The following is a 24,895-nucleotide window of genomic DNA, read 5'->3' on the forward strand; positions in this document are numbered from 1 at the left end:
ATCATTATCTTACGTTTATTTTTGTTGTTTTTGTCACCCGTTCGGTTTGTGATCTATATTTACTTTTTAATCAGTAAAGTCGTTACGGATAGGCAAGGTACTGATTCCCCCCTTATAGTTTGGGTGAGTTCAATAATCACAAATCGTTTGTTCTCTGGGCACCTGTTGTATCGTGTGACCTCTTGCGGGGGGAATCGAAAGGTCTGTCTTTAGAGACACAATTGTTAAACGTCCTTGTTAGGAGCAAGAACTATGTCAAAAAACCTCTTTGCTAATCTGCAAAAAGTCGGTAAGGCGCTGATGCTTCCAGTATCTGTGCTACCGGTTGCAGGTATACTATTAGGTGTTGGTGCGGCCAACTTTAGCTGGATGCCAGACATCATTTCTCACATGATGGAACAAGCGGGTGGCTCGGTGTTTGGTCAAATGGCCTTGCTGTTCGCGGTAGGTGTGGCACTTGGCTTCACCAATAACGACGGTGTATCGGGCCTATCTGCGATTGTCGGTTACGGCATTATGGTGGCTACGCTAGATGTGATGGCACCCGTTATGGGTGTAGATACGATCAAGACAGGTGTGCTTGGTGGTATTCTCGCGGGTGGTGTTGCAGCGTGGACGTTTAATCGCTTCTACACGATTCAGCTGCCAGACTATCTCGGCTTCTTTGCCGGCAAACGCTCTGTGCCTATTATCACCGGCTTTATTTCGATTGCTCTGGGTGTGATCCTGTCTGTGATCTGGCCGCCAATCGGTGGTGCGATCGCTACCTTCTCTCACTGGGCCGCAGAGCAAAACCCTGTTACCGCCTTTGGTATCTACGGTGTGGTAGAGCGTGCATTGATCCCATTTGGTCTGCACCACATCTGGAACGTGCCTTTCTTCTATGAAGCAGGTAGCTGTGTTAACAACGCCGGTGAGCAAGTCAACGGTATCATGACGTGTTTCTTGACCGCTAACGACGTAACGCGTGAAGCAGGTAACGGCTTTGGTCAGTTAGCCGGTGGTTACTTGTTCAAAATGTTCGGTCTACCCGCCGCTGCGTTTGCTATCGCTCACTCAGCGAAGCCAGAGAACCGTGCCAAAATCATGGGTATCATGGCATCGGCCGCTCTGACGTCGTTCCTGACCGGTATCACTGAACCCATTGAGTTCTCGTTCCTGTTCATCGCACCGGTACTTTACGGTATTCACGCCATCATGGCGGGTGCTGCTTATGTGCTGACGAACGCACTGGGTGTGGTTCACGGTCATACCTTCTCGAACGGTTTCATTGACTTTATCGTACAGATGCCACGTGCTGAAAACGTGACTACTCTGGTACTACTTGGTCTTGGTTATGGTGTGCTGTATTACATTGTCTTCCGCGTGGTGATTCGCGCCCTTGACCTGAAAACCCCAGGTCGTGAAGACGAAGCCGTGGCGGATGTATCGACAGCGACAGGCTCTGAACTAGCGGGTGACTTGGTCGCAGCTTTCGGTGGTAAAGACAACATTACTGCTTTAGACGCATGTATCACACGTCTGCGCGTCTCTGTGGCGGATACTGACATTGTTGACGAAGCGAAGTTGAAGCAGCTTGGCGCAGCGGGTGTTGTAAAAGTATCAGGTGGTGTACAAGCTATCTTTGGTACTAAGTCAGACAACCTACGAACTGAAATGGACAACTGGATGCGCGCGCAATAAGCGCTACCATTATCCATTTTGCAAAAGGGGTAGCCGGGTGCTACCCCTTTTTTGATCCAACTGGCTGGGTGATTAACCGCCTAAAGAAAGAAAAAAGAGCATAAGGACGGGAACCAGGAGGCTGAGAATAAACCCGCTGACAATGGCAATCGGCACACAGCGGATACCCCCGGTGCTTTGAATGATTGGCAGAGTAAAGTCCATCGCGGTTGCGCCGCCGTAGCCAATGGCGGTAAGTGGATAGCGACGAATCAATATTGGAATCATCATAATCGCTACAAGCTCGCGTCCCAACTCGAGAATAAACGAGGCGCCACCATAGACAGGGCCTAAGCCATCGCCCATTAAAATGCCGGCTAAAGAATACCAGCCAAACCCAGAGGCCATCGCTAAACCATGGTGATAAGGAATACCCAACCACCAAGCTGCCAGTAACCCCCCAGGTAAAGACGTTGCCACCACCAGTGCGGCAATCATCAAACCACGCTTATTGAGGATGATTTGTTTTAGCGTCATGCCGCTATTGCGTAGCTGGATGCCAATCAGTAATAGCAACAATAACAAAATACCTTCACTGGCGGCGTCGACCCAAGAGAGATCTTGTTGCCACAGTAGACCAACGATTAAACCTGTGGCGACCGCGCCGATCAGTTTTCCAGATTCAGACATCATGCCACGTAACGTCAGCTTATATTGGTGGCCTTGCGTTTGTGTCGGCATCCATTTATCGAGAATCGGCAGCGCTAAAAGGTTAGCGGCGCCAATACAAATGAAGAAAGTGGCGGCAAAATGCAAAATGGTGGAGATATGTTGGCCGAGGTTGTCTAAGCCCGCGAGGCTAAGCCCCATTAACACCAGGATAACCATGACCAATCGCATCGTCAGCGTATTCACGGTATGAACATGGCGGGGCTGCTTGAGTGGGATCAAGTAGCCAACGATAAGTGGCGCGAAGATAAATAACATCCCTGAAAACATTAGATGATGCTCGGTGTTAAGAAAGGGACTTCGAGGTTATCAATCAGTTAATAGGCAGGTCAATAAAATCAGACCAGAGTGACTTGCGCCTTCAACATCAGAGCCACTCTAGTTACTTGCTAGCGGAGGGAGTATGCAGCGGGTTTAGTATGAGACGTTTGCATCAAACGTTTGCATCCTACTAGATGCTCGTGGCGTCGATAACACGGTTGAGTTGACGTGAAAACTCGCGATCATCCAGATTGGAGAGTTCGTATAACGCCTCGGCGCCTGGCGCAGTCATTTCTACTTCATGCTCTTCAATCGCGTCATCGTGGTTGCGAAACATCAATAAGTGGTTCGCCATTCTTGCCACATCAAGATAGGTGATATCAGGACGCGGTTTGGTGTAAAGCTTGTTATTGATAGCCACTTCAATAAAATCGCGATCGAATGCCCATTGCTTCAGGACTAACCGGCTACAATCGCCGGCGAGCGCAAAAAAGACTTGCTCGGCAATATCAAATTGAAGGTAGTGACCTTCATGAATAAAGCGCTGGAATTCACCAATCACACTGTATAAACCGATGTCGGCCAGTAAACCGACAATCAGTGCTTTTTCTGGTTCGACCGATAGCGGCTCATCACAATAATGTCTGATAGTTTGGGTCACTAACGCCATTGCCGCGGCAAATTCACGCGACTTCTGTGCACTTTGCTTCAAAAGCGCGTTGCAGTCGCGAGAAAACGTCGCATCGCTTTTCAATTGGTGAATGGCCGCTGCGGTAATAATACCTAAAACACGGTCGACCCCTAGACGTGAAACGGCGGTTTGAACATCTTTGCATTGTCCAGTTGCCCTCGGCGCAAAAAGGGCGGAATTTGCCGCTTTGAGTACCGCGCCGCACAAGCTAGGATCTTCCATCAACAAGTTAGCAATATCTCGCATCGTGGTTTCAGGCTGCTTGCTGGCGTGCTGTATGGACAGAATGGCGTCCGGTAAAGGGGGAAGAGAGAGGCGGTTAACGCGAACGGTTTCGACAGCGCGTTTATAAAATTCGGTCTCGAGGGAGCGCAAATATTTATCGCGATCCGGTGAGACCCAGAAAAATGACAGATGATCCATAAGTCCCGATAGTGTTTGTCACCAGACGGCATGGTAATGCGGCCAAAAGCAAAATAGAACCGCCTTTGATCGAATCAGTGCGCCTGATGGCGTCTTTGGTGATGGTTTAAACAGCAAACTCGCGCCTATTCAGGGTCGGTAAGCGGATAACGCAATAGTTTATCAATAAATTCGGCAACGAATAAGGCGTTAGGCTGTGAAAGTAACAATTGTTTTTGCTTAACTTCAATGGGAAGCAGCTCTAACCAGCGTAAACAGACCCAACCTATGTCGTCATATTGGGTCAGCTGAAAATGGTCATGCAACCCAGGATTGGAACGGTAGTATTGTTTTAGCTTGTCACTCAGATAGTGATAGGGCTCAGGAACGGTTTGACGTCGCCATATCGGCAACGGAGTATGCCGTGCCAAGTCAATATCCCTTTCTCCTCGTTCGATAGCCTCCACCTTGACACTTTCAATGCCCTGTAATGTCAGTGCGATCTGCTGGGGATCATGGCGATTAAAATCAGCCACTTGGCAAAGTGTCACAATCGGGGAAATCGTGGAAGGACGCGGAGTCGACGGAATCTGAGGGCTGATTTCGTCCATATCTATCATGGCCACAAGTAATCGCGGTGGCTCGCCTGCTTGTGGGAGTGCGTCTAAGTAGAAAGCCTCAGACACAATATACGTGTTTACGCCACCTGGTAATAAATGATTGGTTTCAATCAGCAAAGGGTGTATCGACATACCGGCTCCCTACTCATGACTGGCTTACTCCTAATTTAGCGCACTGTAGTGCAATGGATAAAGCTTTCTTAATTGAAGACTTTTTTAAGCTGATGAAAATACCTGTCATAAATGCGACATATTCCACAATATTAAAGTGGTCTTTATGGGGATGAGTGATCAAATGCATAGTATTTCATATCAATTTGATGCACTCTTCTTTGCGCAAATAAACATGCAAAATAATTAATTTATCAGTCAAAAATGCTATTGCCATTATTAATCACTTGCTAATAGGAGGAGCCCTTGATGAAAAAGCAATTAAAAACCCAAGTGACATGTTTTTTAAACACTTTCGGCGAGATGGAGCAGCGCTCAATGTTTGGTGGTACTGGGTTTTTCCATCAGGATGCGATGTTTGCGCTACTCACCGATAAGCGATTTTATCTGCGTGGTGGCGGCATAGTAACTGATGCGTTGGTTGATAAAGGGTGCAAAAAGTTTGTTCACGTGAAGAAAAGCTCGTCTGCGGTTGTGAATTATTATGATGTGACCGCACTCTTTATTGAGGACGATGTTGAACTGGCGGTGTTGGTTAAGGCGTCGCGCGATCATGCGCTGAATGATAGAGCATATAAAGCTGGGGGACATCACCGTCGTTTGCGCGATCTCCCTAACCTGCGTTTGACGATAGAGCGGATGTTGAAAAAGTCGGGGGTAGAAGATATTTCCACATTTTACAGCATGGCGCCGGAAGAGATTTTTCGTCGTTTGCAAGTGACGCATGGTAACGATCTTGATTTATGTTTGCTTTGGAAATTGGCAGGGGCGCAACAAGGCCGGCATTGGAAACTGATTGAAGAAGATGAACGTGAGCGCCTGTTATCTGCTGTTTGATCTCCTTTTTAAGGCGCGCGTGCCGATCTGCGGATCGACGACTTTTTTATTGCGGTATTTTCATCGTGTTTATCTTCATGTTTCGGACGAATTGTGATCAATAAAAGGGTGTTAATGTGATGTTTGGATAAATAATCGACGGTTAAACCTAAAAACGACAATTTGTACGTGACAGCCAGAAAAACTTATGTAGAATTCAAACCACTTAGCCGAGAGGTGAAGCGCGAAGGCGCGTTGGCAGAGTGGCTATGCAGCGGATTGCAAATCCGTGGACCTCGGTTCGACTCCGGGACGCGCCTCCATAGAACTCTGGCTAGTACAATACGGACGCGGGATGGAGCAGTTTGGTAGCTCGTCGGGCTCATAACCCGAAGGTCGGTGGTTCAAATCCGCCTCCCGCAACCAAGGCGACATTAGCTCAGCTGGTAGAGCGCGACCTTGCCAAGGTCGAGGTCACGAGTTCGAACCTCGTATGTCGCTCCAAATTAGAAACAGTGGCGTAAGCGGCTGAAAAAAATTGCGTGCCCTGGTGGTGGAATTGGTAGACACAAGGGATTTAAAATCCCTCGACGTTCGCGTTGTGCCGGTTCAAGTCCGGCCCGGGGCACCATTACAAAGTAAAACGGCGACCTTAATGGTCGCCGTTTTTGTATGTCTCGCTATACCATACTCAAGCATTGTATTTCGTTATGATGCGCTAAACGGTATTGAACCTCTTGCTGATTGTGACAAGTACATTGGCGGATGATCGTGCCCCGCCTGATCCAAGTCTCCATCATGGCCTCAACACCGTCGGGACTGAGGCCATACTCTTTTGCAAGCGCTTCTCGACTAATGACACCCGCCTGAGTGACACTGGCTTTGAGCTTTTGCAGGATCATAATAGGTCTCCTTAAACCAATGAGGATGGCGACCAACATAACGCATTACGCCGATCACGGTAATCAGTAGGGCAGAAAGGCTGACAATATAAACTGTCGCCTGAGTGGTCGCCACGCCGATTTGACTGACTTGAAAGCACAGGGTGGCACCACTGACAGCTAAGAGCATTGACCATCCCGCGATAAATAGCGCAAATCGACGGCCAAACTCACGGGTATAGGCTCCTATCGCGGCAACACAGGGCGTATACAGTAGGATCACTATCAGATAAGCCATAACACTGGCCGTCGTCGTGAATTGGCGGTGTAAATTGTCAAACGTTGCCATACTCACTGCTTGCTCTTGCGCAGCGGCTTCGGTGTTTTCTATCTCTCCCACGCTCATCGCGAATGGATCGCTGTAATCAATGCCAAATAAGTTTTCGGGAATGCTTTGAACGGCGTCAACAAGCGCATCACTGATCGAGCCTTCGTCTTGTTCTGCATTGGTTGGGGCATAGAGGTTATTTAAGGTACCAACCACTGCTTCTTTGGCGAATAGTCCGGTCACTAAGCCGACAGTGGCTGGCCAATTATCTTCTTCGATACCAATGGGTGAGAGAGCAGGGGTGACGACTTGAGCCGCTTTCGATAACACGGATGTCTTGCTATCTTCATGGCCAAAGCTGCCATCGGTACCGAGAGAGTTAAAGAAAGTTAAGAGGGTTACCACAATGACGATGGTTTTACCTGCCCCCAATACGAAACGGCGCAGCTTTTGCCAGGTATGACTCAACACGTGGCGCATACGGGGGAGCTCGTAGTCCGGTAGTGTCATTAACAGACTTTCACTCTGGCCTGGATAAAGGGTGTGGCGCAAAATCAAACCAGTGAGCACGGCCGCTGCAATCCCAAGTAAGTAGAGCGCAAATACTAGGTTTTGTCCGTTTTGCGGGAAGAACGCTGCGGCAAACAAGGCGTAAACGGGGAGCCGTGCACCACAGGACATAAAGGTGGCCATTGCTGCGGCGGTTTTGCGCTCATGAATTTGCTCAAGAGTGCGCGTTGCCATGACGGCAGGCACTGTACAGCCAAAGCCGAGGATCAGGGGGACAAATGCTTTACCCGGTAAGCCAATTTTTTGCATCAAACCATCGAGCAAAAAGGCGGCGCGCGCCATGTAACCGGTGCTTTCTAGAACGGTGAGAAAAAGATACAGCCCAGCAATCACCGGGATAAAGGTCGCCACGGTTTGAATACCACCACCCACACCATCTGCAACGAGTGTCACTATCGCTTCGGGCAATATGCCATCTAATAGTTGATGGGTGCCATCCACTAAAACAGCGCCAGTGGCGATATCAAAAAAGTCGATAAAGGCGCCGCCAATATTGATGGCAAATACGAACATGGCATAGAGTACGGCAAGCAAAATAGGCAGCGATAAAAAAGGATTGAGGATCACCTTGTCGAGTTTTTCGGTTTTATTGCGGCTTAAATGGCGGTGCTCGCGTCGTGTGTCATGTACCAGATCGCGAATATAGCTGTAGCGTGTATCGGCGATAAGAATGTCGGTATCTTGTCCGGCCAGCGATTGGCAAGCCTGGGAAAATAACGCTTGTAGGGACGTATCATTGCCATCGGGCAAACGATCTCGCTCTAGGCACTCAAGCAAATGGGCGCGTTGATTCACTTGTGCCGCTGCCGAGCCTGCAAACGGGGCGCCAAGATGAGATTGGATCCATGCCTCGATATGCTCACCATAGTTTAACTGCATGGCGTCGCAATGCGGAAGTTCCATCATCATATGGGCGAGCTGATGGCAGAAAGTCGCCACACTGTCGGCTTGGCATGCGGTAACGGTAAGCACGGGACAACCAAGCCATTCTTGTAGCTTCCCGATATCGAGCTGTTGTCCGTTGCGATCTAACCGATCCATCTTATTGATCAGCACTATCATCGGGACGCCGCGCTCGCGTAATTGCAAGGTAAGGTACAGCCCTCTTTCAAGACTATTGGCGTCTAGCACATTAATGATCGCATCACAGTCGCGGCTATCAATTGAATACGTCGCGATTTGTTCGTCTAGGCTGGCATCAAAGCCTGCATTTAGCGCGTATAGACCGGGTAAATCGGTAATTTCACACTCTGTATTGTTGTTCGCTGTTTGATTGAACGTGAGCTGGCCGACTTTCTTATCAACCGTGACGCCAGCCCAGTTACCGACTTTTTGGCGAGAGCCGGTTAACGCATTAAATAATGTGGTTTTGCCGCAGTTTGGGTTACCGGCAAGAAGAATGCGTTTTTTTTCCATTACAGTGTCTCCACATCAATCAATTTGGCAACGTCACGACGAACGACGAGTTGTTCGTTATCGAGCCGGATTTGTAATGGGTCTCCAAGCGGTGCTCGCCGAACCAGCTCCACCGCGGTGCCCGGGATTAATCCCATAACAGCAAGGCGGTGACGGATAACAGCGGGCACATGATGGACACTGGTAATACGCGCGGACTGACCGCGACCAAGCGTTGACAGTTTCATAATGCGAGATCCAAATAAGAATGGTTTTCATTGCATATTACGCGCAAAGGTCGCCATTTTTTTTGCGTCGGATCAAGCTATGGTGAAAGTCAATAACGTGATTGCTGCCACAATGAGAAGTGACGATCCTGATGTGAGTTAAGAAGAAAAAAGCGGCCAGTGTTGGCCGCTATCTTTAACTTGCGGAAGTACGATGTGCATCGCGTTGATTGTTCAGTTTATCCATCGCGATGGTCAATAGTCCGTTGGGGGCTTTACCCTCGGGACCGAATCCCGCTTTCTCTCCTGATAAAAGTGAGAGTGCTTCACTGACGTGCGAAACGGCATAAATATGAAATTCGCCTTTTTCAACTGCCAGCACCACATCTTTGCGCAACATCAGATTCTGAATATTGGTGGCAGGAATAATTACCCCTTGTTGGTGGTTTGGCCCTTTGAGTGTGCAGACGTCAAAGAAGCCTTCGATTTTTTCATTCACACCGCCAATCGGTTGTGCTTCGCCAAATTGGTTCATGGATCCTGTGATGGCGATATCTTGGCGCAGTGGCACCTCAGTCATTGCCGAGAAAATCGCACAAAATTCCGCCATGGAGGCGCTATCACCGTCGACGCCGCCATACGATTGTTCAAAGGTCAGATGCGTTTTAAGCGGGATCTTATCGGTTTTACCCAAAAGCGTGGCAAGATACGCGGATAAAATCATTACCCCTTTTGAGTGAATACGCCCGCCTAGTTTTACACTACGCTCTATATCGAGTACTTCACCTTCGCCAAACGCGGTGGTCGCGGTAATACGATTAGGTAAACCAAAGCTGTAGTCAGAGGTGCTGAGCACTGACAGGCCGTTAATCTGTCCGAGAGCCGTTCCCTGGGTGTTGATCAACGTTACCCCGTTTTCTACATTCTGCATCATGCTGTCTCGTAAGCGGCTTACCCGCATGTTTCGACTGGCAAGGGCTTTTTCAACATGCAGCGCGCCAACGGTATTCGCTTTTGCTTGCGTGGCCCAGTAATTGGACTCGCGCAATAAGTTAGCGATGTCAGCTGAATGAAGCGACAAACGGTTTTGATCCTCCGCTTGTCGTGCACTGTGCTCGATAATACGAGCGATAGCACTGCGGCTACAGTGTAACAGGTTGCCATCATGGATAATGCTGGAAATAAATTTGGCGTATTGGTGCTCAGTACTCTCTGTTCGCGGCATGTCATCTTCAAAATCTGCTGTGACTCGGAACAGCTCACTGAATTCTGCATCGTAGCGTTGTAAAAGCTGATACGTTTGATAATCGCCAAATAAAACAATTTTGAGATCAAGTGGAATGGGGGCTGGATCGAGTGACACGGTTCCGCTGAGGGTTACCTCTCGCTCTAGCGCACTGACGCTGAGCTGACGACTGCTCAAGGCACGTTTAATGCCTTCCCATACGTAAGGTTTTTCGAGCACTTTGATGGCATCCATCATCAACACACCGCCATTGGCGCGATGGAAACTGCCGGCGCGAATGAGAGAAAAGTCAGTGAAGACCGTGCCTTTAAAGGTGGCGTTTTCAACATAGCCAAATAAATTGTGATAGCTGGGGCTGTCTTCGACCACGATGGGGGCTTGCGCGTCGTGTTGGCTAACTAATACATTGACTTGATAACGGCGAGGGAGCTTTTTATCTAACGCCGCGTAGGCGAGTGCCGCTTGCTCTTCGCTGTCTTCTAAAAAAATATCAAGGTGTTCCAGCATGTCGGCCTGCATTGCCTCGAGAAAAGTGATGATCTCGGGCAGCTCTGCGAACGTCTTTTTCAGTGGCGCGATATGGGTGGCAATCACTTCTTGGCCAATGTCTTCATCAAGCGCTTTTTGTTTGTCTGCGTATTCTGACTCCCATTCACCCAATTGGCGAACAACGCCGCGTAATTCAGTCTCAAGCTTATCAATCACTTTACCGAAGGCCATCTGTTCATCTTGTGATAAAGCATCAAAGGTGTCTTCAGTATGTGGCTCCTCACCGTTAAGGGCAACGAACTGATAATCCCCTTGTGGCGTGATAGAAAGACTAACACTGTTTTTCTCTGCGGTTTCACTTAAGCCTTGCAGAATCGTTTGTTGCCGCTCAGTGAGTTGATTTTTTAATGTTTCCGCACGTTGGTAGTACATTTCATTATCAAACGCCATTGGCAGGGCATTGGCGAGCTTACCCATGAGCTGTTCAATATGCTTTTTTAATTCACTACCTTTTCCCGCGGGGAGTTTTAGGACTTGTGGTGAACGTGCTTCTTGGAAATTCGCAACATAGCACCAATCATAAACGGGTGAATCAGTCTGCCAGTGCTGGTTAAGGTAGCGCATCATCATGGTGCGTTTACCGAGTCCGTTCTGACCGATGGCGTAAATGTTGTAACCTTTCTCTTTAATTGACATCGCGAATTCAACGGCGTGGCGAGCACGATCTTGACCGACAATTTCGTCAAGTGGCGCAAGATGCTTGGTTGACGTAATGTCGCTGTGTTTCAAGCTAGATTCACGATACAAGCGATCGCTGGTGAGCTGAGTGAGAGCCATGGCTGTCCCCGTATTGGCGTTTAATCATTACTGATTTTAGTGTAGCGACTGTAAGTGATTGTTTTAGTGACTTTGGTGGAGAAAGCGATGATAGGGTCACAGTTTTACATTGGCTGGTTATTTTATAAACAAAAAACGGGCTAATGCGCCCGCTTTTTATCGATTTTATCGCGAAGGAAGAAGGTCAGCGCTTCGATGATAGCGGCTAAAGAGAGTCGGCTATCGCACGAATAAGGGTATTGATATCCTCACGGCTGATGTCTTTATGGGTCACCAAACGAGCGGGATGACCACTGAATGTGACGCGAATATCCTTCTCAATCAGCCGCATTTGAAGCCGTGTACGCTCGATCGTATCGGCGATATCGACATAGACGATATTGGTTTGGACCTGATAAGCGTCAGTTGAAAAGCCTTCAAGTTGATGCAATTCACTCGCTAAGTACTGCGCATTGGCATGATCTTGAGCCAGGCGGTCAACATTTTCATTGAGTGCTTTCTGACCGGCAACCGCTAAGATCCCCGCTTGGCGCATCCCCCCACCAAGCATTTTCCGTATACGCCTTGCTTTATTGATAAAGGCTTGAGAACCAAGAAGAAGAGAGCCAACGGGGGCGCCAAGTCCTTTGGATAAACAAATGGTCATTGAATCAAAGTGACAACTGATGGCGGTGATATCGACGCCTAACGCGACTGCCGCATTGTAAACGCGCGCGCCATCGAGGTGTAATTGCAGCTTGTGGTGATCACAAAAAATGCGCGCCTCGGCCAGGTAGGATAAAGGTAAAACTTTACCGCCGATGGTATTTTCTAAGCTTAAGAGTTTCGTTCGCGCAAAATGGAAATCGTTTGGCTTGATTGCAGCCGCGAGCTTATCAAAGGGAAGGCTGCCGTCTGGGGCATTGTCTATCGGTTGGGGCTGAATCGAGCCTAATACGGCGGCGCCTCCGGCTTCATACTTATAATTATGGGCCTGTTGACCACATAAATATTCATCACCACGCTCACAATGGGCCATTAAGGCCAGTAGGTTGGCTTGGGTTCCTGAGGCAGTAAAGAGGGCAGCGTCAAAGCCATGGCGTGAAGCGGCCCACTCTTCTAGTGTATTGACGCTAGGATCATCGCGATACACGTCGTCGCCGACGGGGGCATTCGCCATCGCCGTTCGCATCGCCTCGTCAGGCTGAGTCACTGTGTCAGAACGAAAATCAATCATCAGGCAACATCCTTATCATCAAAGGCCCTCTATCAGCGAGGGCTACGGTTAGCGTAAGCTCGAAAAGCGTCGCTGTTTAGCTTTTCAGCATTTGCCAGTATTTTTGGTAGATCTTCACCGCTTCACCAACATCATCAGTAAATTCACCGTTATTGACGGCTTCATCAGACGGGAAAATCGTTTTGTTTTCTCGTAGATCGGCATCTAAATACTCCGCGGCGCCAGTGTTGGGGGCGGGGTAGCCAAACTCTTCGACTAATTTTGCTTGGTTTTCAGGCTGATACATAAAGTCGATAAACTGGTGCGCCAAGGTTTTGTGCTCAGCGTTTTTCGGGATAATAAAATTATCCATCCATAATATCGCGCCCTCTTGTGGATAGACAAACTCAATCCCATCGATCTCTTGTTGAGCCATATGGGCATTGCCATTCCATTGCTGACCAATATTGACTTCGCCTGTAATAAACGGGACGTGTGGCGCATCGGAGTTATAAACCACCACGTTATCACGCAGATCGCGCAGGGACTGATAGGCTTGCTTAATTTCCGCTTCATCGGTGCTGTTAATGCTATGGCCCTGGGCTTTTAACGCCATCCCAAACACGTCACGCACATCATTCAGCAGCATGACTTGGCCACGAAAATCGTCGCGCCATAAATCTGCCCATTTTGTCACTTTGCTACCGTCGATGTAATCGCTGTGGTAGCTAATACCCGTGACACCAAAAACATAAGGAAGCGAGTAGTCATTCTTTGGATCAAATGATTGGCCGAGCAAGCCTGGGCGTAACTGGTCAAAATGACCAATCTGGCTTTTATCAATTTTAGCGAGCATATCCTCGTTGATCATGCGCTCAATAAAATAGGTTGAGGCAAACGCCAGATCATAGCCTTCACTGTTTAGCAGCTTAAGCTTGGCATACATGGATTCGTTACTCTCGAATGTCGAGTAGTTCACATCAACCTGGTATTTTTCTTCAAACGCTTCAATGACATCCATGGGCATATACTCTGCCCAATTATAAAGATTAAGCACCTTATCTTCAGCATGGACGCCGCTTGCGAATACCGTCGTGAGTGCAAGTGCTGTTGCGGTGATTCCGTGAGTGATTTTCTTCATTATCATGGTCCTTCAATGGCTAACTGGCCGAGTACACGTCGAGCGCATAATATTGCACCCAGACTCTGTATAAAAGCCTTTTCTTGATCAATCTCGGCCTTTTTAAAGGTTCCGCTAAACAGTAGCATAATGCCGTGCTCGCCCCCTAAACTCGCGCCGAATACAAGGTGAGTGATATGGGTGATGACACAGACGGTTCGATAAATAGTCCTTATCGTCACGATAAAGAAAATAGGTTGCCCCCCAGTCAAAAGGCAGTAAGGTAACCGTTCTAATTGGCGGCGGAGATAAGTATTTGAACGAACTGACCATCATCGATGATATTGCGACTCATGGCCTTAGTGTTTGTGACGATTTTTTATCGGCGCAAGCGGTTAGCGATTTGCAGGCATGCTTACCCGCTCAGTGGAATCAAGCGGCAATCGGCCGAGAGCGTAAACAGCATACCAATACCCAAATTCGTCGCGACAAAATCTATTGGTTAGAACGTGATACGGCGCCCGCTATCGATACGCTTTTGGATAAAATGGCGAATTTGCAGTACGCCTTCAATCGGCATTTATTCTTGGGGTTGTTTGAGTACGAGGCGCATTTTGCTAAGTACAATCCCGGTGATTTTTATGCCAAACATTATGATGCGTTTGAGGGACGATCAAATCGTAAAGTCACGACGGTACTCTATCTAAACCACGATTGGTCTGAGCAAGACGGTGGTGAAATCGTGATTTACAACCCTGATGGGTCGCATCGCCAAACGCTGTGGCCCAAAGCGGGACGGCTGGTCACTTTTTTATCCGAAGCGTTTCCCCATGAAGTGCTCCCGGCCAAAAGGCAACGGTTTAGTATTGCGGGTTGGTATCGGTTAAATGGCATGAGTGGCCGACGTGTTGATCCAATTCGTTAACCACAGCCATACTGAATGCCATATGAGAACCGAGGTGACAATTGTGTATGGCACGCCCCCCACAGCAACAATGTTTTTTTACCGACACGACGTTTGATCCGCAGCAAGGTGTGGCTATGCCCCAAGCTGACGTCTATTGGTCCCCAAACTGGCTAGCGAGCAATCAAGCGGACGCGTTTTTTACATCGCTTCGCGAACAAGCGGCTTGGCAGCAACTTCCTATTTCGATGTTTGGGCGGACCGTGATGCAGCCGCGCTTATTAGCTTGGTATGGTGATCATGCTTATACCTACAGTGGACTCACATTATCTCCCCGCCCTTGGACACCAGAGTTACTGGATTTGAAAGCGCGTGTTGAAGCCGCCACCCACGCCCGTTTCAATACCGTCTTGCTCAATCTCTATCGAGATGGTAGCGATTACATGGGCTGGCATAGAGACGATGAATTGGAATTGGGGAGGCAGCCGACCATTGCCTCGGTGAGTCTGGGCGCGAGTCGTCGGTTTTTATTCCGTCACCCCAAGCGACAGCTAAAGCGTGAGTTTTTACTCGATCATGGCTCACTGTTAGTGATGGCAGGCGAGACGCAAACCCACTGGCAACATAGTGTGCCCAAAACGCAAAAGCCGCTGGGTGAGCGAATCAACCTGACGTTTCGTTGGTTAAACAGTGAAGAGGCTAAGTAAAGCAAGCTGATGCATTGAGGTGAACAAGTCACTATCGAATTACGCCTCGTCCATGCGATCGCGTGAAATTTTTAGGAAAGACGCGTGAGATTTTTAGCAACGAATAGGGAATGGCAGTAATAAATGCTGAAAATAACAGCGGATTGGTCGAAGTTTGACGCTTTTGTTTGTAAAACAGCCATCTGAAACTTTTATTAAATAATAAGTGTTGACTCGATCACGTTTATCCGTAGAATGCCTCCCCGTACCGCAGAGACGGAAACAAAACAAAGGCGCGTTGGCAGAGTGGCTATGCAGCGGATTGCAAATCCGTGTACCTCGGTTCGACTCCGGGACGCGCCTCCAAGTTCCTCTAGGTGCACAGTAAAATCGGACGCGGGATGGAGCAGTTTGGTAGCTCGTCGGGCTCATAACCCGAAGGTCGKTGGTTCRAATCCRSCTCCCGCAACCAATTTTTACAAAGCGTGATGCAACGCTTAATTGCATAGGCGACATTAGCTCAGCTGGTAGAGCGCGACCTTGCCAAGGTCGAGGTCACGAGTTCGAACCTCGTATGTCGCTCCAAGTTTTGCCCACATCAAGCATGATTGATGTTACGGACGCGGGATGGAGCAGTCTGGTAGCTCGTCGGGCTCATAACCCGAAGGTCGGTGGTTCGAATCCGCCTCCCGCAACCAATTTTAGGTTGACGAAAAGCATTTAACAGTTGGTTAAAGTCAATACGACCTCCGGTCGGTGCCGTTGCACGGCGCGTTAAATCAGCCTCCCGCAACCAATTTTCTAAGCGCTTTTAGGCGCTTGATTGAATAAGCGACATTAGCTCAGCTGGTAGAGCGCGACCTTGCCAAGGTCGAGGTCACGAGTTCGAACCTCGTATGTCGCTCCAATCTCCTCATCGTTTTTCTCATCTATTTTGTTAGCGTTATCCAATATCACGTGTTTCCGAAGGCACAGGGTATGTCCGAGTGTCGTTCGTTGCGTCTAATAACATGGTTTCTAATGTCACTGTTTCATCGATCTGGGTGAAGTGGGCGAGGCCGACCGAATAGACAAACGGATAACGTTCTGACGATAAACGCCGGCAGAGCCTTAGGTAAAATCGATCTAATTGGGCTTCGACGGCGTCAACGTCTTGTTGAATCAATAATACGGCGAATTCACAGCCTTCTAAACGTCCTATCCAGCCTGTATCATCAAAGACATCCCTTAAACAGGCGGCAAATGCTCTCAGGACGCCATCACCCGCATGCTTGCCATAGTGCCGATTTATGCCTTGTAGCTGACGGACGTCAAAGTGCAGCAAAGTATGTTGATCTTCGATCACCATCTCATCGGTCAAATAGCTGGTTACTTCTCGGTAAAAGCCACGGCGATTAAATACGCTTGTCAAAGGGTCGATCACATTTTGTTGAGTCATGACCAGCTCATGTTCCACGATTCGCGCGAGATCTGACAGCGCGCGCTCACAGGCGTCAGTGAGCTGACGAGGCTTGTGGTCGATGACACAGAGGGTACCAAGCAAGTGCTCGCTATCAAGACTAAAAGGGAATCCAGCATAAAAACGGATGTTAGGAGGGCCGGTTACCAATGGGTTATCATCAAATCGACGATCATTAAGCGTGTCCTCAATGATAAATGGTTCGAGTTGATGAATAGCATGCCCACAAATGGACTCACTGCGCCCAGTCTGATTAACGGCTAACCCACGTTTGGCTTTAAACCATTGGCGATCTTCATCAACCAGGCTAATCGCAACCACCGGGCAATCAGATACGTAGGCAGCGACACGCACAATTCGCTCAAATCGATCTTCACGGCCCGTATCTAATATCCCTAGATCATATAAGGCGTGAAGACGCTTATCTTCGTGGCGAGTTGGCTGCGCTGGTTTCATGCTTTGTTCTCCCTGTTTATTTTAATAGTGTAGTTAACTAAACTTCCGCCCTGCAATGTGCGGATTCACCTGGATTTGTAAAAAAATGATTTGTATAAACCGGGGTGTAAAAACCCTATTTGTAAAAAACTTGTTTCAATGATATTTTCCTGCGGTTATTCATTCCACTGGGTGAGGCTGTTGCGCGTTTAAAACTGATCGCGTACCCCATAGCCCATCTATACTCTTTAAGTCATGTTGTTTTAGAAGGTTTGCTTATGGCGTTTTTAGCGAGCTACGATACCCAATATCCGCTATCCCATCCCCACGCAGCGTCGGCCGTGTTGATGGTGCCCCCGCTTCATTTTAAGTTTAATGCACAAACCAGTGAGGACAATGGTTTTCAACACGCTCCCTCATTGCCCGACGAGGAAGTAAAAACGCGCGCCATGGCAGAGTTTAATAACATGGTGATGATTTTGCGTCGCCATGGTATTGATGTAGTGGTGATGGAATACCCTGACTCGGATCCGGCGACACCGGATGCCGTCTTCCCGAATAACTGGTTTAGCACCTTGCCCAGTGGTGAGCTTTATCTTTACCCTATGGCATGCCCAAACCGTCAGTTGGAGGTAAAGCCAGAGCGTTTAATGGCAGCATTGGATCGTGCCGGCTATGACGTTAATCATGTGCATAAGGTCAAATGTCATGATAAAGAAGAGGCGTTTCTCGAAAGCACAGGCGCAATGGTTATCGATCACCTTAACCAGCGTGTTTATGCGGCACTTTCACACCGTTGTGACAGTATTTTATTGACCGAATGGGCAGCAAAGGTGGGCATGCGACAAGTCGTGAGCTTCAACACCGAGATGAGCGATGGCAATCCGGTTTATCATACTAATGTGATGATGGCTGTGGGCGAAGCGTTTGCCGTGGTTTGTGATGAGGTAATAGAGGCCGGGCAGCGGGATTTGGTCTGCAATACACTGAGCGAAGACAAAACGCTCGTTTCGATCAGTGAATCACAAATGAATCAGCTTTGTGGCAATATCTTGCAATTGCGAAATCGACATGGCGAATCGGTGATTGTGATGTCGTTGTCTGCTTACAGTGCTTTTACAGAAGCGCAAAAGCGTACATTACGCCAGTTTGGGAAACTGGTTCCTATCGATGTCACAACAATAGAGACAATTGGCGGCGGTAGCGTACGTTGTATGATGGGGGAGATATTTCTGCCGCGTCAGCATACTAGCTAGCGTTCGATCAAGTATGGCGTCATAGGCAAACGGCGACCGCGGGTCGCCGTTTTTGATCAGACGTCATTTAAGAATGCGTTCGCGTTTTTGCTTTTAAGGGCATTTTGTCAAACGACACACCTTTCCATCCGGTTACCATAAAATTACGAATATTTTTATGATCAGTCCCAGAGGGATGGCTCAACACGTCCTCGCGGTAGTACCCTCCGAAACACGCGAGCGTTTGCGCTTCTGTTAACTCATGCAGCCGGCAAAACGCGAGCACTTTGCAAGAGCCTGTATTTTGTCCAGCTTTATTGGCGAGATTACCGTTAGTAAATCGCGTGGGCGCGTAGTCGTAATGTGCATCTATCACCGCCATCGTCTCATCAAACATTACCATATCGGGTGTTTGTGTGACTTTGGCGAGAAAGCTGTCTAAGGTCATGTCGGTTCCTGAGTTAGTAACATGCGAGCTCTCAATGGAGAGTATATGCACGTTGTACCAACTTGTTCACCGAATGTGAAGYCGCGTCATGTCAGTAATGGATGAATATCCATCACTTAAACAAAAAATAGTGTTGCAGTACTTTACATTGCACTAGGGCATCATTAGTATACAAAACTGTTCGGAGGGATGGCTGAGCGGTTGAAAGCACCGGTCTTGAAAACCGGCAAGGGTTAATAGCCCTTCCAGGGTTCAAATCCCTGTCCCTCCGCCAAATCTAAAAAAGCCGCTGAAAAATCAGCGGCTTTTTTGTATCTATTTTAACCCTCTCTTTCCGAAGTCTGTTCACACCCGCCCGAGTAAGTGATGTAAAGTTCATCATAAATAAGCGCAAAACACCGCTCGAAAATCACAACGTCTGCAAATTTGGGCGATGGCGTGCTAGAATCCGTTACATACGCAAATATATGAATATTGGTGTTTTATTTTTTGCATTGTGAACACGGAATTGCCATGCCTGAATTTACACGTACGCCGTTGCCTTTGCCGCCTGACTTTGATCGCGACAACGACCAGTTACTCCTTCACTCTTGTTGTGCCCCTTGTTCGGGAGAGGTGATGGAAGCTATACAAGCAAGCGGGATCCGCTACAGTATCTTTTTTTATAATCCCAACATACATCCTGTTAAAGAATACGAAATTCGCAAGCAGGAGAATATTCGCTTTGCAGAAGATCATGACGTGCCGTTTATCGATATGGATTACGACACCGATAACTGGTACGCCAGAGCAAAGGGGATGGAGTTTGAACCCGAGCGCGGCATCCGATGTACCATGTGCTTTGATATGCGGTTCGAGCGTACAGCGTTATATGCCGCCGAACATGGTTTCCGGTTTATCAGTAGTTCACTGGGTATCTCGCGCTGGAAGAACATGCAGCAAATTAATGATTGTGGCCATCGCGCAGCCGCCCCATATCCAGATGTAAGCTACTGGGATTACAACTGGCGCAAGCAAGGCGGTAGTCAGCGAATGATAGAAATCAGCAAGCGCGAGCGTTTTTACCAGCAGGAATACTGCGGGTGTATTTATTCGCTGCGGGATACGAATAAACACCGCCTAGCGCAAGGACGCGAGCGAATTAAGCTCGGCGTGCAATACTACGGCGACGATTAAAACTAAACCGCTGACACCAGCGAAGGGCGCCGTTTCGGCGCTTTTTTCTCCACTCACTGAGAATGCCCACCGCATTGCAATGTGTGCGCAAATTAACAGCTTGGTGATGTTTTTCCTTACAGGTAGGGCAGAACCCCCTAATATGTTAATAAATTGTACCGTGCGATAAAGGCCCCGTGACCGAACTGATTGCTCATCCCGAATGGCTACTGCTTGTGCTGGCTCCCGTGTTTTTCTTATGCATGTTGGGAGAGTACTGGGTGGCGCTGCGCCGCGGGAAATTGGGCGACAACGCCCGTTATTACGTGCCGGAAGTGCTTTGCAATTTTACCTTGGCGGGGTTGCATCAAGCTGCAGATTTACTGACCGGGTTACTGATTGCTAAGGTCTATTTATGGTGGTTTGGCTGGCGGCTGTTCGATATTGAAATGTCGGTAAGTCTGTTTTTATTACTGATGGTCGCGCAGGATTTTTGTTATTACTGGTTTCACCGTGCTAGCCATCGTGTGCGCTGGATGTGGGCGGCGCACGTGGTGCACCATAGCTCAGAGCGGATGAACTTTAGCACGGCGTTTCGCCAAAGCTTAATGTACCCGCTAGCAGGGATGTGGCTGTTTTGGCTGCCGCTGGTGGTGATCGGATTTCCGCCACAATGGGTGGTGTTTGTTGTACTACTGAATTTAGGGTTACAGTTTTTTGTCCATACTCAATGGATAAAGACACTGGGGCCTGTGGAATGGATTTTTAATACCCCGTCTCATCATCGCGTTCATCATGGCGTAAATCCTCAGTACATCGACAAAAACTACGCGGGCATTTTGATCATTTGGGACAAATTATTTGGCACCTTCGAGCCGGAATCTGAACCGGTGCGCTATGGAATCCCCAAGCCAGTGAACAGTTTCAATCCTCTGGTGGTGACCTTTTCAGAATGGCAACAAATGTGGCGCGATGCCACGCAGCCAGATCTGACCCTGCGGCAACGATGGCAGTGCTTGTTTGCACCGCCAGAACAGGTGAGAGTGCGGGGGCGAAAAACAACGCACTAAACGTCTGAAAGAAGAATAGGCACCCACTGAGTGGATGCCTATTTGGATAAGAGGTCGAGATAGTGTCTTTGTCTTACCTTAAACGGTCTGTCCGGGTAAGTTTAGCCAACTATCGCCTATGATCGTTTGTTAGAATTTATAGTTAACGTCGAGATAAAACACACTTGGGTTCTTGAAGGAGATATCTTCCGCATACTTTTGCTTCGTTAAGCCGTATTTATGGCCGCCTTCCAAAGCTATACCGGAGTCAAAACGATATCCAAGTCCGAGATTGATGTCGCTCGCTAGGCCAGAGTCTCTGAGGTTGTAGTTGTCAGTCCCCTGAGAATCTTTGTACTTAATTTCTAGCTTGCTGCGTTGGTAGCCTAGCGTACCACCAGCAATACCGTACAAATTGTCAGTGAACTCGTGGATATAGTCAACGCCCATACCGAACTGATAATCAGTATTTTCCAACGACAGCTCTTCATCTGCTGCTTTCACGGTCGATTTACTCGACGCGCCCGACTGCCAGTAGCCGTAGGTGCGTACTGAGTCAGTGATATACTTACCGCCATACAGCTTGACGGTTCCTCGGTCCTCGAGATCACTTTTGAACTCGCTGCTATCTAAGCCACTCACATCAGCGCTACCAGCCCCAAATTCCATCCCCATATAAGAAGAGGCATAAGCCGCTGGCGCGAGAATCAGTAAAGCGAAAGGTGCTAATTTTTTCATTGTAAATAACCTATTATTCGTCGTAGGTGTTTTTTAAGAACGTATGACTTATAGTCATTGCTTTTGAGAACGTTCGCTTAAAGGGGGAACGTTTGAGTGGTACTTTACGGCTGACGAGCGCGGTAATGTATCTGCAGAGTGTCATGGTTTGTCGTATGACTGTCGTGATAGCTACGCCTGCAGAATCACTGAATTTTTAATGATTGATACCAAGGCTTTTGGTTTGTTTATTTTTCTAGGTCAAGATTAATGGAAGAGAAACTGCACTTAGTGGTTGTCGAAGATGATCCCAAAATGCGAGAAATGCTGACAGAGTATTTTGATTCACAAGATTATCGCGTCACGGCACTTGCTGAAGGGACAGGAGCGGATGAATACATTTTGTCCGCACAACCTGACCTGGTTCTACTCGATCTAATGCTACCCGGTGACGATGGACTGACAATTTGCCGACAAATCCGTGATGGGTTTAGAGGAAGAATTGTGATGCTAACCGCGAGTGATGATGATTTTGACCATGTGGCAGCCCTAGAGGTGGGCGCGGACGATTTTATCAGTAAACCGATTAAGCCTCGGGTGCTGATGGCTCGGGTAAGAGTGCAACTACGCCAGCTTAGAGACGACGTTGCAGTGCTCGTATCCAAACCCAGTGTTCTTAATTATGGTGTGTTGGCGCTCAATGAGGCAAGACGCTACTGTTCATTAAATGATGAGCCTATCGCATTAACAGACAGTGAATTTGCATTGCTTTGGCACCTGGCCAGTCAACCTGACGAGGTGCACACACGAGAGACGATAACGCGTGCGTTACGAGGTATTGAGTATGACGGTGTTGACCGAACTATAGATAATAAAATTGTGACCTTGAGAAAAAAGCTGGGTGATACATCCTCCAACCCCAAGAAAATTATCACAGTGCGTGGAAAAGGTTACTTGTTTGTGCCTGATGCATGGTAAGTGCGTAGTAGAAGTCTGTATGAGTGGTGAGCAATGCGTCGGATATATTTAGAGTTCTTCTTTGGGCTGATCGTCATTTTTATGGTGAGTTCATTAACCTACGAATACCTCGTGTATGAACTGACGGAAAACTATGAAGTAACCTTGGCTAAGCGACAGGCTGAAAGTGTCGTTGATATGGTAGCGTTGATTGAGTCACAGGCCGGAACACAAGAGGCTTTAGACGCGCTAAAGGATTATGCCAATAACGTCGAATATTCATTATCCGTACACAAGCTTGGCACGATTCCGTCTCATTTGAATGTGGCATTTTCCCACCAACTCGATCCTTCCGCGGTGTTTGACGATAAAAACGAAACCTTATGGTTCCGTCTCGCCGATAAGGAGCAAATCTATAGCTTACGAAACGCGGTAGATTCTGAGTTACACGGGGCAATTGAGTTTAATGAAGATCTGCTGTTTGTTTTTCTCTTTTTTGGTTTCGCCCTCTATAGCTTTTTCATGGTGCGGTTTCTCAGCCGCAGAGTACGGTCACTCGAGCAAGCGGCTCTCCAATTTGCCAACGGAAATCTAGAAGCGCGGGCGTCAACAAAGAGTCAGTATACCGTGGGTAGTTTAAACGCGACCTTTAATCATATGGCCGATAGAATTGCTAGTTTGGTCAGTAGTCGTCGAGCGCTAACCAATGCGGTTGCGCACGAATTGCGCTCTCCTTTATTTAGGATCCAATGGCAAGCTGAATTGTTGAGTGAGAGCCAACTGAGCCCCAAGCAGCAACAGAAAATCGTCAGTATCGTCGAAGATACCGACGAAATGGTAGGGTTGATTGATGAGCTTCTTTATTTGGCTCGTGTCGAGCACCCCAATACACCTTTTAGCCCGGAGAGATTGAATACATCGATGTGGCTACACGATGAATGGCCGCGTTGGCAAGCGCTGAGCACTAAGTCCGTGAGTTTGGATGCACCACAAGATTTGCCCAGTGTTAAGGCCGACCCTCACCTGCTCAAGCGAGTGATCACAAACTTAATCGGTAATGCGGAGAAGTATGCGACCAGTCAAATAGCCGTGCGTGTCTATTGTGAGGACACTCAGCTGGTGATCGCGGTACACGATGATGGTGAGGGGGTCGAATCGTCACACTGGCCGTTTATTTTTGATGCCTTTTACAGTGCGGATCGTTCCCGCGATAAAAAGCGTTCCGGCTATGGTTTAGGGCTTGCGATCGTTAAACAAATTGTCACTCGTCACGGCGGCCATGTTGAGGTTGACCATAGTGATTTAGGTGGGGCGTGCTTTCGGGTGATTTTTCCCTGTTAACATAGATGTGGCACTGCCAGTATGACGTTGAGAGGGCGGTATTCGTCGCCAACGGGTATTTCGCGTATAATACCGCTCACATCGACAACATCAGGAGCATCATGAAACATCGTAACTTTGTCTTGATTGGCATGGCTATTGTTGCTGTGGCTATCACCATTTTGATCTCGCTTCAGCAGCCCAAAGCTCCCCTTGTTCCTGATTTCCAATCTTTTGCCGCGGGGGCAGAGCGCAAGCAGGCGTTTTTTGATTACTTCACGCCCGTTGTCAATATGATTAATAGCCAAATACGGGCCGATCGTACCGCATTGTTGGCATGGCATGCGCGTAAAAATGCGTTAAGTAGCCGAGAAACAAAACGCGTCCAAGCGCTGGCGAATCAGTACGAGTTAGCAGACTTTGATGTTAGCCAGGAAGCGAATTGGATGGCGCTGATCCAACGAGTGGATATCATTCCGCCGTCGCTGGTGTTAGCGCAGGCAGCCAATGAGAGTGCGTGGGGCACCTCGCGGTTTGCACGTGAAGGCAATAACTACTTTGGGCAGTGGTGTTTCAGCAAAGGGTGTGGTCTGGTGCCTAAGCAGCGAACGGAAGGCAAAACCCATGAAGTGGCTGCGTTTGAAGGGCCACAAGCCTCGGTAGAAAGCTATATCAACAACCTTAATACCCATGCCGCATATCAAGGACTACGCGAGATCCGCGCCCGTCTGCGAGAGCAAAACAAAACGCTTTCAGGCGCGGTGCTCGCCAATGGGTTAGGGCGCTACTCTGAGCGTGGGCAGGCCTATGTGGAAGAGTTGCAAGCGATGATCCGTCATAACCAACTTGATAGGCTCGACCCGCCAGCATCGTCATCGACTAACTAACGC

The 24,895-nt window shown here is 48.3% G+C and carries 22 protein-coding genes and 10 tRNA genes; 20 read left to right on the forward strand and 12 right to left on the reverse strand.

From position 1 onward, the window contains the following. Positions 1-252 precede the first annotated feature (252 nt). Entirely contained in the window at positions 253-1,683 is a 1,431-nt protein-coding gene (ptsG, locus tag BZG80_RS05095) for a PTS glucose transporter subunit IIBC (protein ID WP_077461222.1), read from the forward strand. Between the two features lie 72 nt (positions 1,684-1,755). Here ptsG and BZG80_RS05100 read toward each other — a convergent pair whose 3' ends face one another. The 3 genes from BZG80_RS05100 to BZG80_RS05110 form a co-directional block, all read right to left on the reverse strand. Beyond that, on the reverse strand, positions 1,756-2,661 hold the full coding sequence (locus tag BZG80_RS05100) for a lysine exporter LysO family protein (protein WP_021023143.1): 906 nt from the start codon (positions 2,659-2,661) through the stop codon (positions 1,756-1,758). Positions 2,662-2,842: 181 nt separating this feature from the next. Next, a complete protein-coding gene (locus BZG80_RS05105) occupies positions 2,843-3,766 on the reverse strand; it encodes an HDOD domain-containing protein (protein WP_077461223.1) in 924 nt (307 codons plus the stop codon). 125 nt (positions 3,767-3,891) lie between these two features. After that, complete coding sequence (locus tag BZG80_RS05110; protein ID WP_077678883.1) at positions 3,892-4,497, reverse strand: LON peptidase substrate-binding domain-containing protein; 606 nt, start codon at positions 4,495-4,497, stop codon at positions 3,892-3,894. 288 nt (positions 4,498-4,785) lie between these two features. Here BZG80_RS05110 and BZG80_RS05115 point away from each other — a divergent pair, with 288 nt between their 5' ends. The 5 genes from BZG80_RS05115 (at position 4,786) to BZG80_RS05135 (ending at position 5,983) form a co-directional block, all read left to right on the forward strand. Beyond that, positions 4,786-5,373, forward strand: coding sequence for a TfoX/Sxy family DNA transformation protein (locus tag BZG80_RS05115; RefSeq protein ID WP_077461225.1), 588 nt, complete (start codon positions 4,786-4,788; stop codon positions 5,371-5,373). 228 nt (positions 5,374-5,601) lie between these two features. After that, positions 5,602-5,675 (forward strand) — tRNA-Cys (locus BZG80_RS05120). Between the two features lie 26 nt (positions 5,676-5,701). Further along, a tRNA-Met gene (locus BZG80_RS05125) sits at positions 5,702-5,778 on the forward strand. Between the two features lie 2 nt (positions 5,779-5,780). Beyond that, a tRNA-Gly gene (locus tag BZG80_RS05130) sits at positions 5,781-5,856 on the forward strand. A gap of 40 nt (positions 5,857-5,896) precedes the next feature. Next, positions 5,897-5,983: transfer RNA gene (locus BZG80_RS05135), tRNA-Leu, on the forward strand. Positions 5,984-6,032: 49 nt separating this feature from the next. Here BZG80_RS05135 and BZG80_RS05140 read toward each other — a convergent pair. The 6 genes from BZG80_RS05140 to BZG80_RS05165 all read right to left on the reverse strand — a co-directional run bounded on the left by BZG80_RS05140 (position 6,033) and on the right by BZG80_RS05165 (position 13,661). Continuing rightward, positions 6,033-6,254 (reverse strand): FeoC-like transcriptional regulator, encoded by a 222-nt coding sequence (locus tag BZG80_RS05140; RefSeq protein WP_158011528.1) that lies wholly within the window; start codon positions 6,252-6,254, stop codon positions 6,033-6,035. Next, positions 6,205-8,547 (reverse strand): ferrous iron transport protein B, encoded by a 2,343-nt coding sequence (feoB, locus tag BZG80_RS05145; protein WP_077678885.1) that lies wholly within the window; start codon positions 8,545-8,547, stop codon positions 6,205-6,207. Before feoB ends, BZG80_RS05140 begins: the two co-directional genes overlap by 50 nt. Continuing rightward, positions 8,547-8,774, reverse strand: coding sequence for a FeoA family protein (locus BZG80_RS05150; RefSeq protein WP_021023136.1), 228 nt, complete (start codon positions 8,772-8,774; stop codon positions 8,547-8,549). The genes feoB and BZG80_RS05150 overlap by 1 nt, the downstream gene beginning before the upstream one ends. A gap of 175 nt (positions 8,775-8,949) precedes the next feature. Continuing rightward, positions 8,950-11,325, reverse strand: a complete 2,376-nt coding sequence (locus tag BZG80_RS05155) for a Lon protease family protein (RefSeq protein ID WP_077669567.1) — start codon at positions 11,323-11,325, stop codon at positions 8,950-8,952. A 205-nt stretch (positions 11,326-11,530) separates the two neighbouring features. Next, on the reverse strand, positions 11,531-12,541 hold the full coding sequence (gene ltaE, locus BZG80_RS05160) for a low-specificity L-threonine aldolase (protein WP_077678886.1): 1,011 nt from the start codon (positions 12,539-12,541) through the stop codon (positions 11,531-11,533). Between the two features lie 76 nt (positions 12,542-12,617). Next, positions 12,618-13,661: an ABC transporter substrate-binding protein gene (locus BZG80_RS05165; RefSeq protein ID WP_077660238.1), complete on the reverse strand. Its 1,044-nt coding sequence runs from the start codon at positions 13,659-13,661 to the stop codon at positions 12,618-12,620. Between the two features lie 295 nt (positions 13,662-13,956). On the opposite strand from BZG80_RS05165, the gene BZG80_RS05170 reads away from it, so the two are divergent. The 7 genes from BZG80_RS05170 (at position 13,957) to BZG80_RS05200 (ending at position 16,137) form a co-directional block, all read left to right on the forward strand. After that, the gene (locus BZG80_RS05170; RefSeq protein WP_021023132.1) at positions 13,957-14,565 is read left to right on the forward strand and encodes a 2OG-Fe(II) oxygenase; all 609 of its coding nucleotides are present in this window, start codon (positions 13,957-13,959) and stop codon (positions 14,563-14,565) included. A 116-nt stretch (positions 14,566-14,681) separates the two neighbouring features. Beyond that, positions 14,682-15,251 (forward strand): alpha-ketoglutarate-dependent dioxygenase AlkB family protein, encoded by a 570-nt coding sequence (locus tag BZG80_RS05175; RefSeq protein ID WP_051109683.1) that lies wholly within the window; start codon positions 14,682-14,684, stop codon positions 15,249-15,251. A 271-nt stretch (positions 15,252-15,522) separates the two neighbouring features. Next, positions 15,523-15,596, forward strand: a tRNA-Cys gene (locus BZG80_RS05180). A gap of 29 nt (positions 15,597-15,625) precedes the next feature. Further along, positions 15,626-15,702, forward strand: a tRNA-Met gene (locus BZG80_RS05185). A 37-nt stretch (positions 15,703-15,739) separates the two neighbouring features. Then, positions 15,740-15,815, forward strand: a tRNA-Gly gene (locus BZG80_RS05190). 36 nt (positions 15,816-15,851) lie between these two features. Next, a tRNA-Met gene (locus tag BZG80_RS05195) sits at positions 15,852-15,928 on the forward strand. A gap of 133 nt (positions 15,929-16,061) precedes the next feature. Then, positions 16,062-16,137: transfer RNA gene (locus BZG80_RS05200), tRNA-Gly, on the forward strand. 36 nt (positions 16,138-16,173) lie between these two features. On the opposite strand, the gene BZG80_RS05205 is transcribed toward BZG80_RS05200, so the two are convergent. Continuing rightward, positions 16,174-17,145 carry a sensor domain-containing diguanylate cyclase gene (locus tag BZG80_RS05205; RefSeq protein WP_077461232.1) on the reverse strand — a complete coding sequence of 324 codons (972 nt, stop codon included), beginning with the start codon at positions 17,143-17,145 and terminating at the stop codon, positions 16,174-16,176. A 257-nt stretch (positions 17,146-17,402) separates the two neighbouring features. On the opposite strand from BZG80_RS05205, the gene BZG80_RS05210 reads away from it, so the two are divergent. Next, positions 17,403-18,380 carry an arginine deiminase-related protein gene (locus tag BZG80_RS05210; RefSeq protein WP_077461233.1) on the forward strand — a complete coding sequence of 326 codons (978 nt, stop codon included), beginning with the start codon at positions 17,403-17,405 and terminating at the stop codon, positions 18,378-18,380. A 67-nt stretch (positions 18,381-18,447) separates the two neighbouring features. On the opposite strand, the gene BZG80_RS05215 is transcribed toward BZG80_RS05210, so the two are convergent. Next, complete coding sequence (locus tag BZG80_RS05215) at positions 18,448-18,807, reverse strand: HopJ type III effector protein (RefSeq protein WP_021023128.1); 360 nt, start codon at positions 18,805-18,807, stop codon at positions 18,448-18,450. 183 nt (positions 18,808-18,990) lie between these two features. Between BZG80_RS05215 and BZG80_RS05220 the strand changes: the two genes are divergently transcribed. From BZG80_RS05220 to BZG80_RS05230, 3 genes are all read left to right on the forward strand, one after another. Continuing rightward, positions 18,991-19,081, forward strand: a tRNA-Ser gene (locus tag BZG80_RS05220). Positions 19,082-19,320: 239 nt separating this feature from the next. Further along, positions 19,321-19,983, forward strand: a complete 663-nt coding sequence (locus tag BZG80_RS05225; protein WP_021023127.1) for an epoxyqueuosine reductase QueH — start codon at positions 19,321-19,323, stop codon at positions 19,981-19,983. 176 nt (positions 19,984-20,159) lie between these two features. Further along, positions 20,160-21,032 (forward strand): sterol desaturase family protein, encoded by an 873-nt coding sequence (locus tag BZG80_RS05230; RefSeq protein WP_241833859.1) that lies wholly within the window; start codon positions 20,160-20,162, stop codon positions 21,030-21,032. Between the two features lie 129 nt (positions 21,033-21,161). Here the strand turns inward: BZG80_RS05230 and BZG80_RS05235 are convergent, their stop codons facing one another. Next, entirely contained in the window at positions 21,162-21,749 is a 588-nt protein-coding gene (locus BZG80_RS05235; RefSeq protein WP_077678887.1) for an outer membrane beta-barrel protein, read from the reverse strand. 249 nt (positions 21,750-21,998) lie between these two features. Here BZG80_RS05235 and BZG80_RS05240 point away from each other — a divergent pair, with 249 nt between their 5' ends. From BZG80_RS05240 to BZG80_RS05250, 3 genes are all read left to right on the forward strand, one after another. After that, positions 21,999-22,706 carry a response regulator gene (locus BZG80_RS05240; protein WP_077678888.1) on the forward strand — a complete coding sequence of 236 codons (708 nt, stop codon included), beginning with the start codon at positions 21,999-22,001 and terminating at the stop codon, positions 22,704-22,706. 33 nt (positions 22,707-22,739) lie between these two features. Next, a complete protein-coding gene (locus BZG80_RS05245; RefSeq protein ID WP_077678889.1) occupies positions 22,740-24,026 on the forward strand; it encodes an ATP-binding protein in 1,287 nt (428 codons plus the stop codon). 101 nt (positions 24,027-24,127) lie between these two features. Next, complete coding sequence (locus tag BZG80_RS05250; protein WP_077678890.1) at positions 24,128-24,892, forward strand: glucosaminidase domain-containing protein; 765 nt, start codon at positions 24,128-24,130, stop codon at positions 24,890-24,892. Positions 24,893-24,895 lie beyond the last annotated feature (3 nt).

The organism is Salinivibrio sp. MA440 (assembly GCF_001996265.1).
Taxonomy (GTDB): domain Bacteria; phylum Pseudomonadota; class Gammaproteobacteria; order Enterobacterales; family Vibrionaceae; genus Salinivibrio; species Salinivibrio costicola.

Excerpts from the sequence above, each read along its gene's own strand:
- ptsG (WP_077461222.1), top strand. The coding sequence starts at position 253 with ATGTCAAAAAACCTCTTTGCTAATCTGCAAAAAGTCGGTAAGGCGCTG.
- BZG80_RS05100 (WP_021023143.1), bottom strand. The coding sequence starts at position 2,661 with ATGTTTTCAGGGATGTTATTTATCTTCGCGCCACTTATCGTTGGCTAC.
- BZG80_RS05105 (WP_077461223.1), bottom strand. The coding sequence starts at position 3,766 with ATGGATCATCTGTCATTTTTCTGGGTCTCACCGGATCGCGATAAATAT.
- BZG80_RS05110 (WP_077678883.1), bottom strand. The coding sequence starts at position 4,497 with ATGTCGATACACCCTTTGCTGATTGAAACCAATCATTTATTACCAGGT.
- BZG80_RS05115 (WP_077461225.1), top strand. The coding sequence starts at position 4,786 with ATGAAAAAGCAATTAAAAACCCAAGTGACATGTTTTTTAAACACTTTC.
- BZG80_RS05140 (WP_158011528.1), bottom strand. The coding sequence starts at position 6,254 with ATGATCCTGCAAAAGCTCAAAGCCAGTGTCACTCAGGCGGGTGTCATT.
- feoB (WP_077678885.1), bottom strand. The coding sequence starts at position 8,547 with ATGGAAAAAAAACGCATTCTTCTTGCCGGTAACCCAAACTGCGGCAAA.
- BZG80_RS05150 (WP_021023136.1), bottom strand. The coding sequence starts at position 8,774 with ATGAAACTGTCAACGCTTGGTCGCGGTCAGTCCGCGCGTATTACCAGT.
- BZG80_RS05155 (WP_077669567.1), bottom strand. The coding sequence starts at position 11,325 with ATGGCTCTCACTCAGCTCACCAGCGATCGCTTGTATCGTGAATCTAGC.
- ltaE (WP_077678886.1), bottom strand. The coding sequence starts at position 12,541 with ATGATTGATTTTCGTTCTGACACAGTGACTCAGCCTGACGAGGCGATG.
- BZG80_RS05165 (WP_077660238.1), bottom strand. The coding sequence starts at position 13,661 with ATGAAGAAAATCACTCACGGAATCACCGCAACAGCACTTGCACTCACG.
- BZG80_RS05175 (WP_051109683.1), top strand. The coding sequence starts at position 14,682 with ATGCCCCAAGCTGACGTCTATTGGTCCCCAAACTGGCTAGCGAGCAAT.
- BZG80_RS05205 (WP_077461232.1), bottom strand. The coding sequence starts at position 17,145 with ATGAAACCAGCGCAGCCAACTCGCCACGAAGATAAGCGTCTTCACGCC.
- BZG80_RS05210 (WP_077461233.1), top strand. The coding sequence starts at position 17,403 with ATGGCGTTTTTAGCGAGCTACGATACCCAATATCCGCTATCCCATCCC.
- BZG80_RS05215 (WP_021023128.1), bottom strand. The coding sequence starts at position 18,807 with ATGACCTTAGACAGCTTTCTCGCCAAAGTCACACAAACACCCGATATG.
- BZG80_RS05225 (WP_021023127.1), top strand. The coding sequence starts at position 19,321 with ATGCCTGAATTTACACGTACGCCGTTGCCTTTGCCGCCTGACTTTGAT.
- BZG80_RS05235 (WP_077678887.1), bottom strand. The coding sequence starts at position 21,749 with ATGAAAAAATTAGCACCTTTCGCTTTACTGATTCTCGCGCCAGCGGCT.
- BZG80_RS05240 (WP_077678888.1), top strand. The coding sequence starts at position 21,999 with ATGGAAGAGAAACTGCACTTAGTGGTTGTCGAAGATGATCCCAAAATG.
- BZG80_RS05245 (WP_077678889.1), top strand. The coding sequence starts at position 22,740 with ATGCGTCGGATATATTTAGAGTTCTTCTTTGGGCTGATCGTCATTTTT.
- BZG80_RS05250 (WP_077678890.1), top strand. The coding sequence starts at position 24,128 with ATGAAACATCGTAACTTTGTCTTGATTGGCATGGCTATTGTTGCTGTG.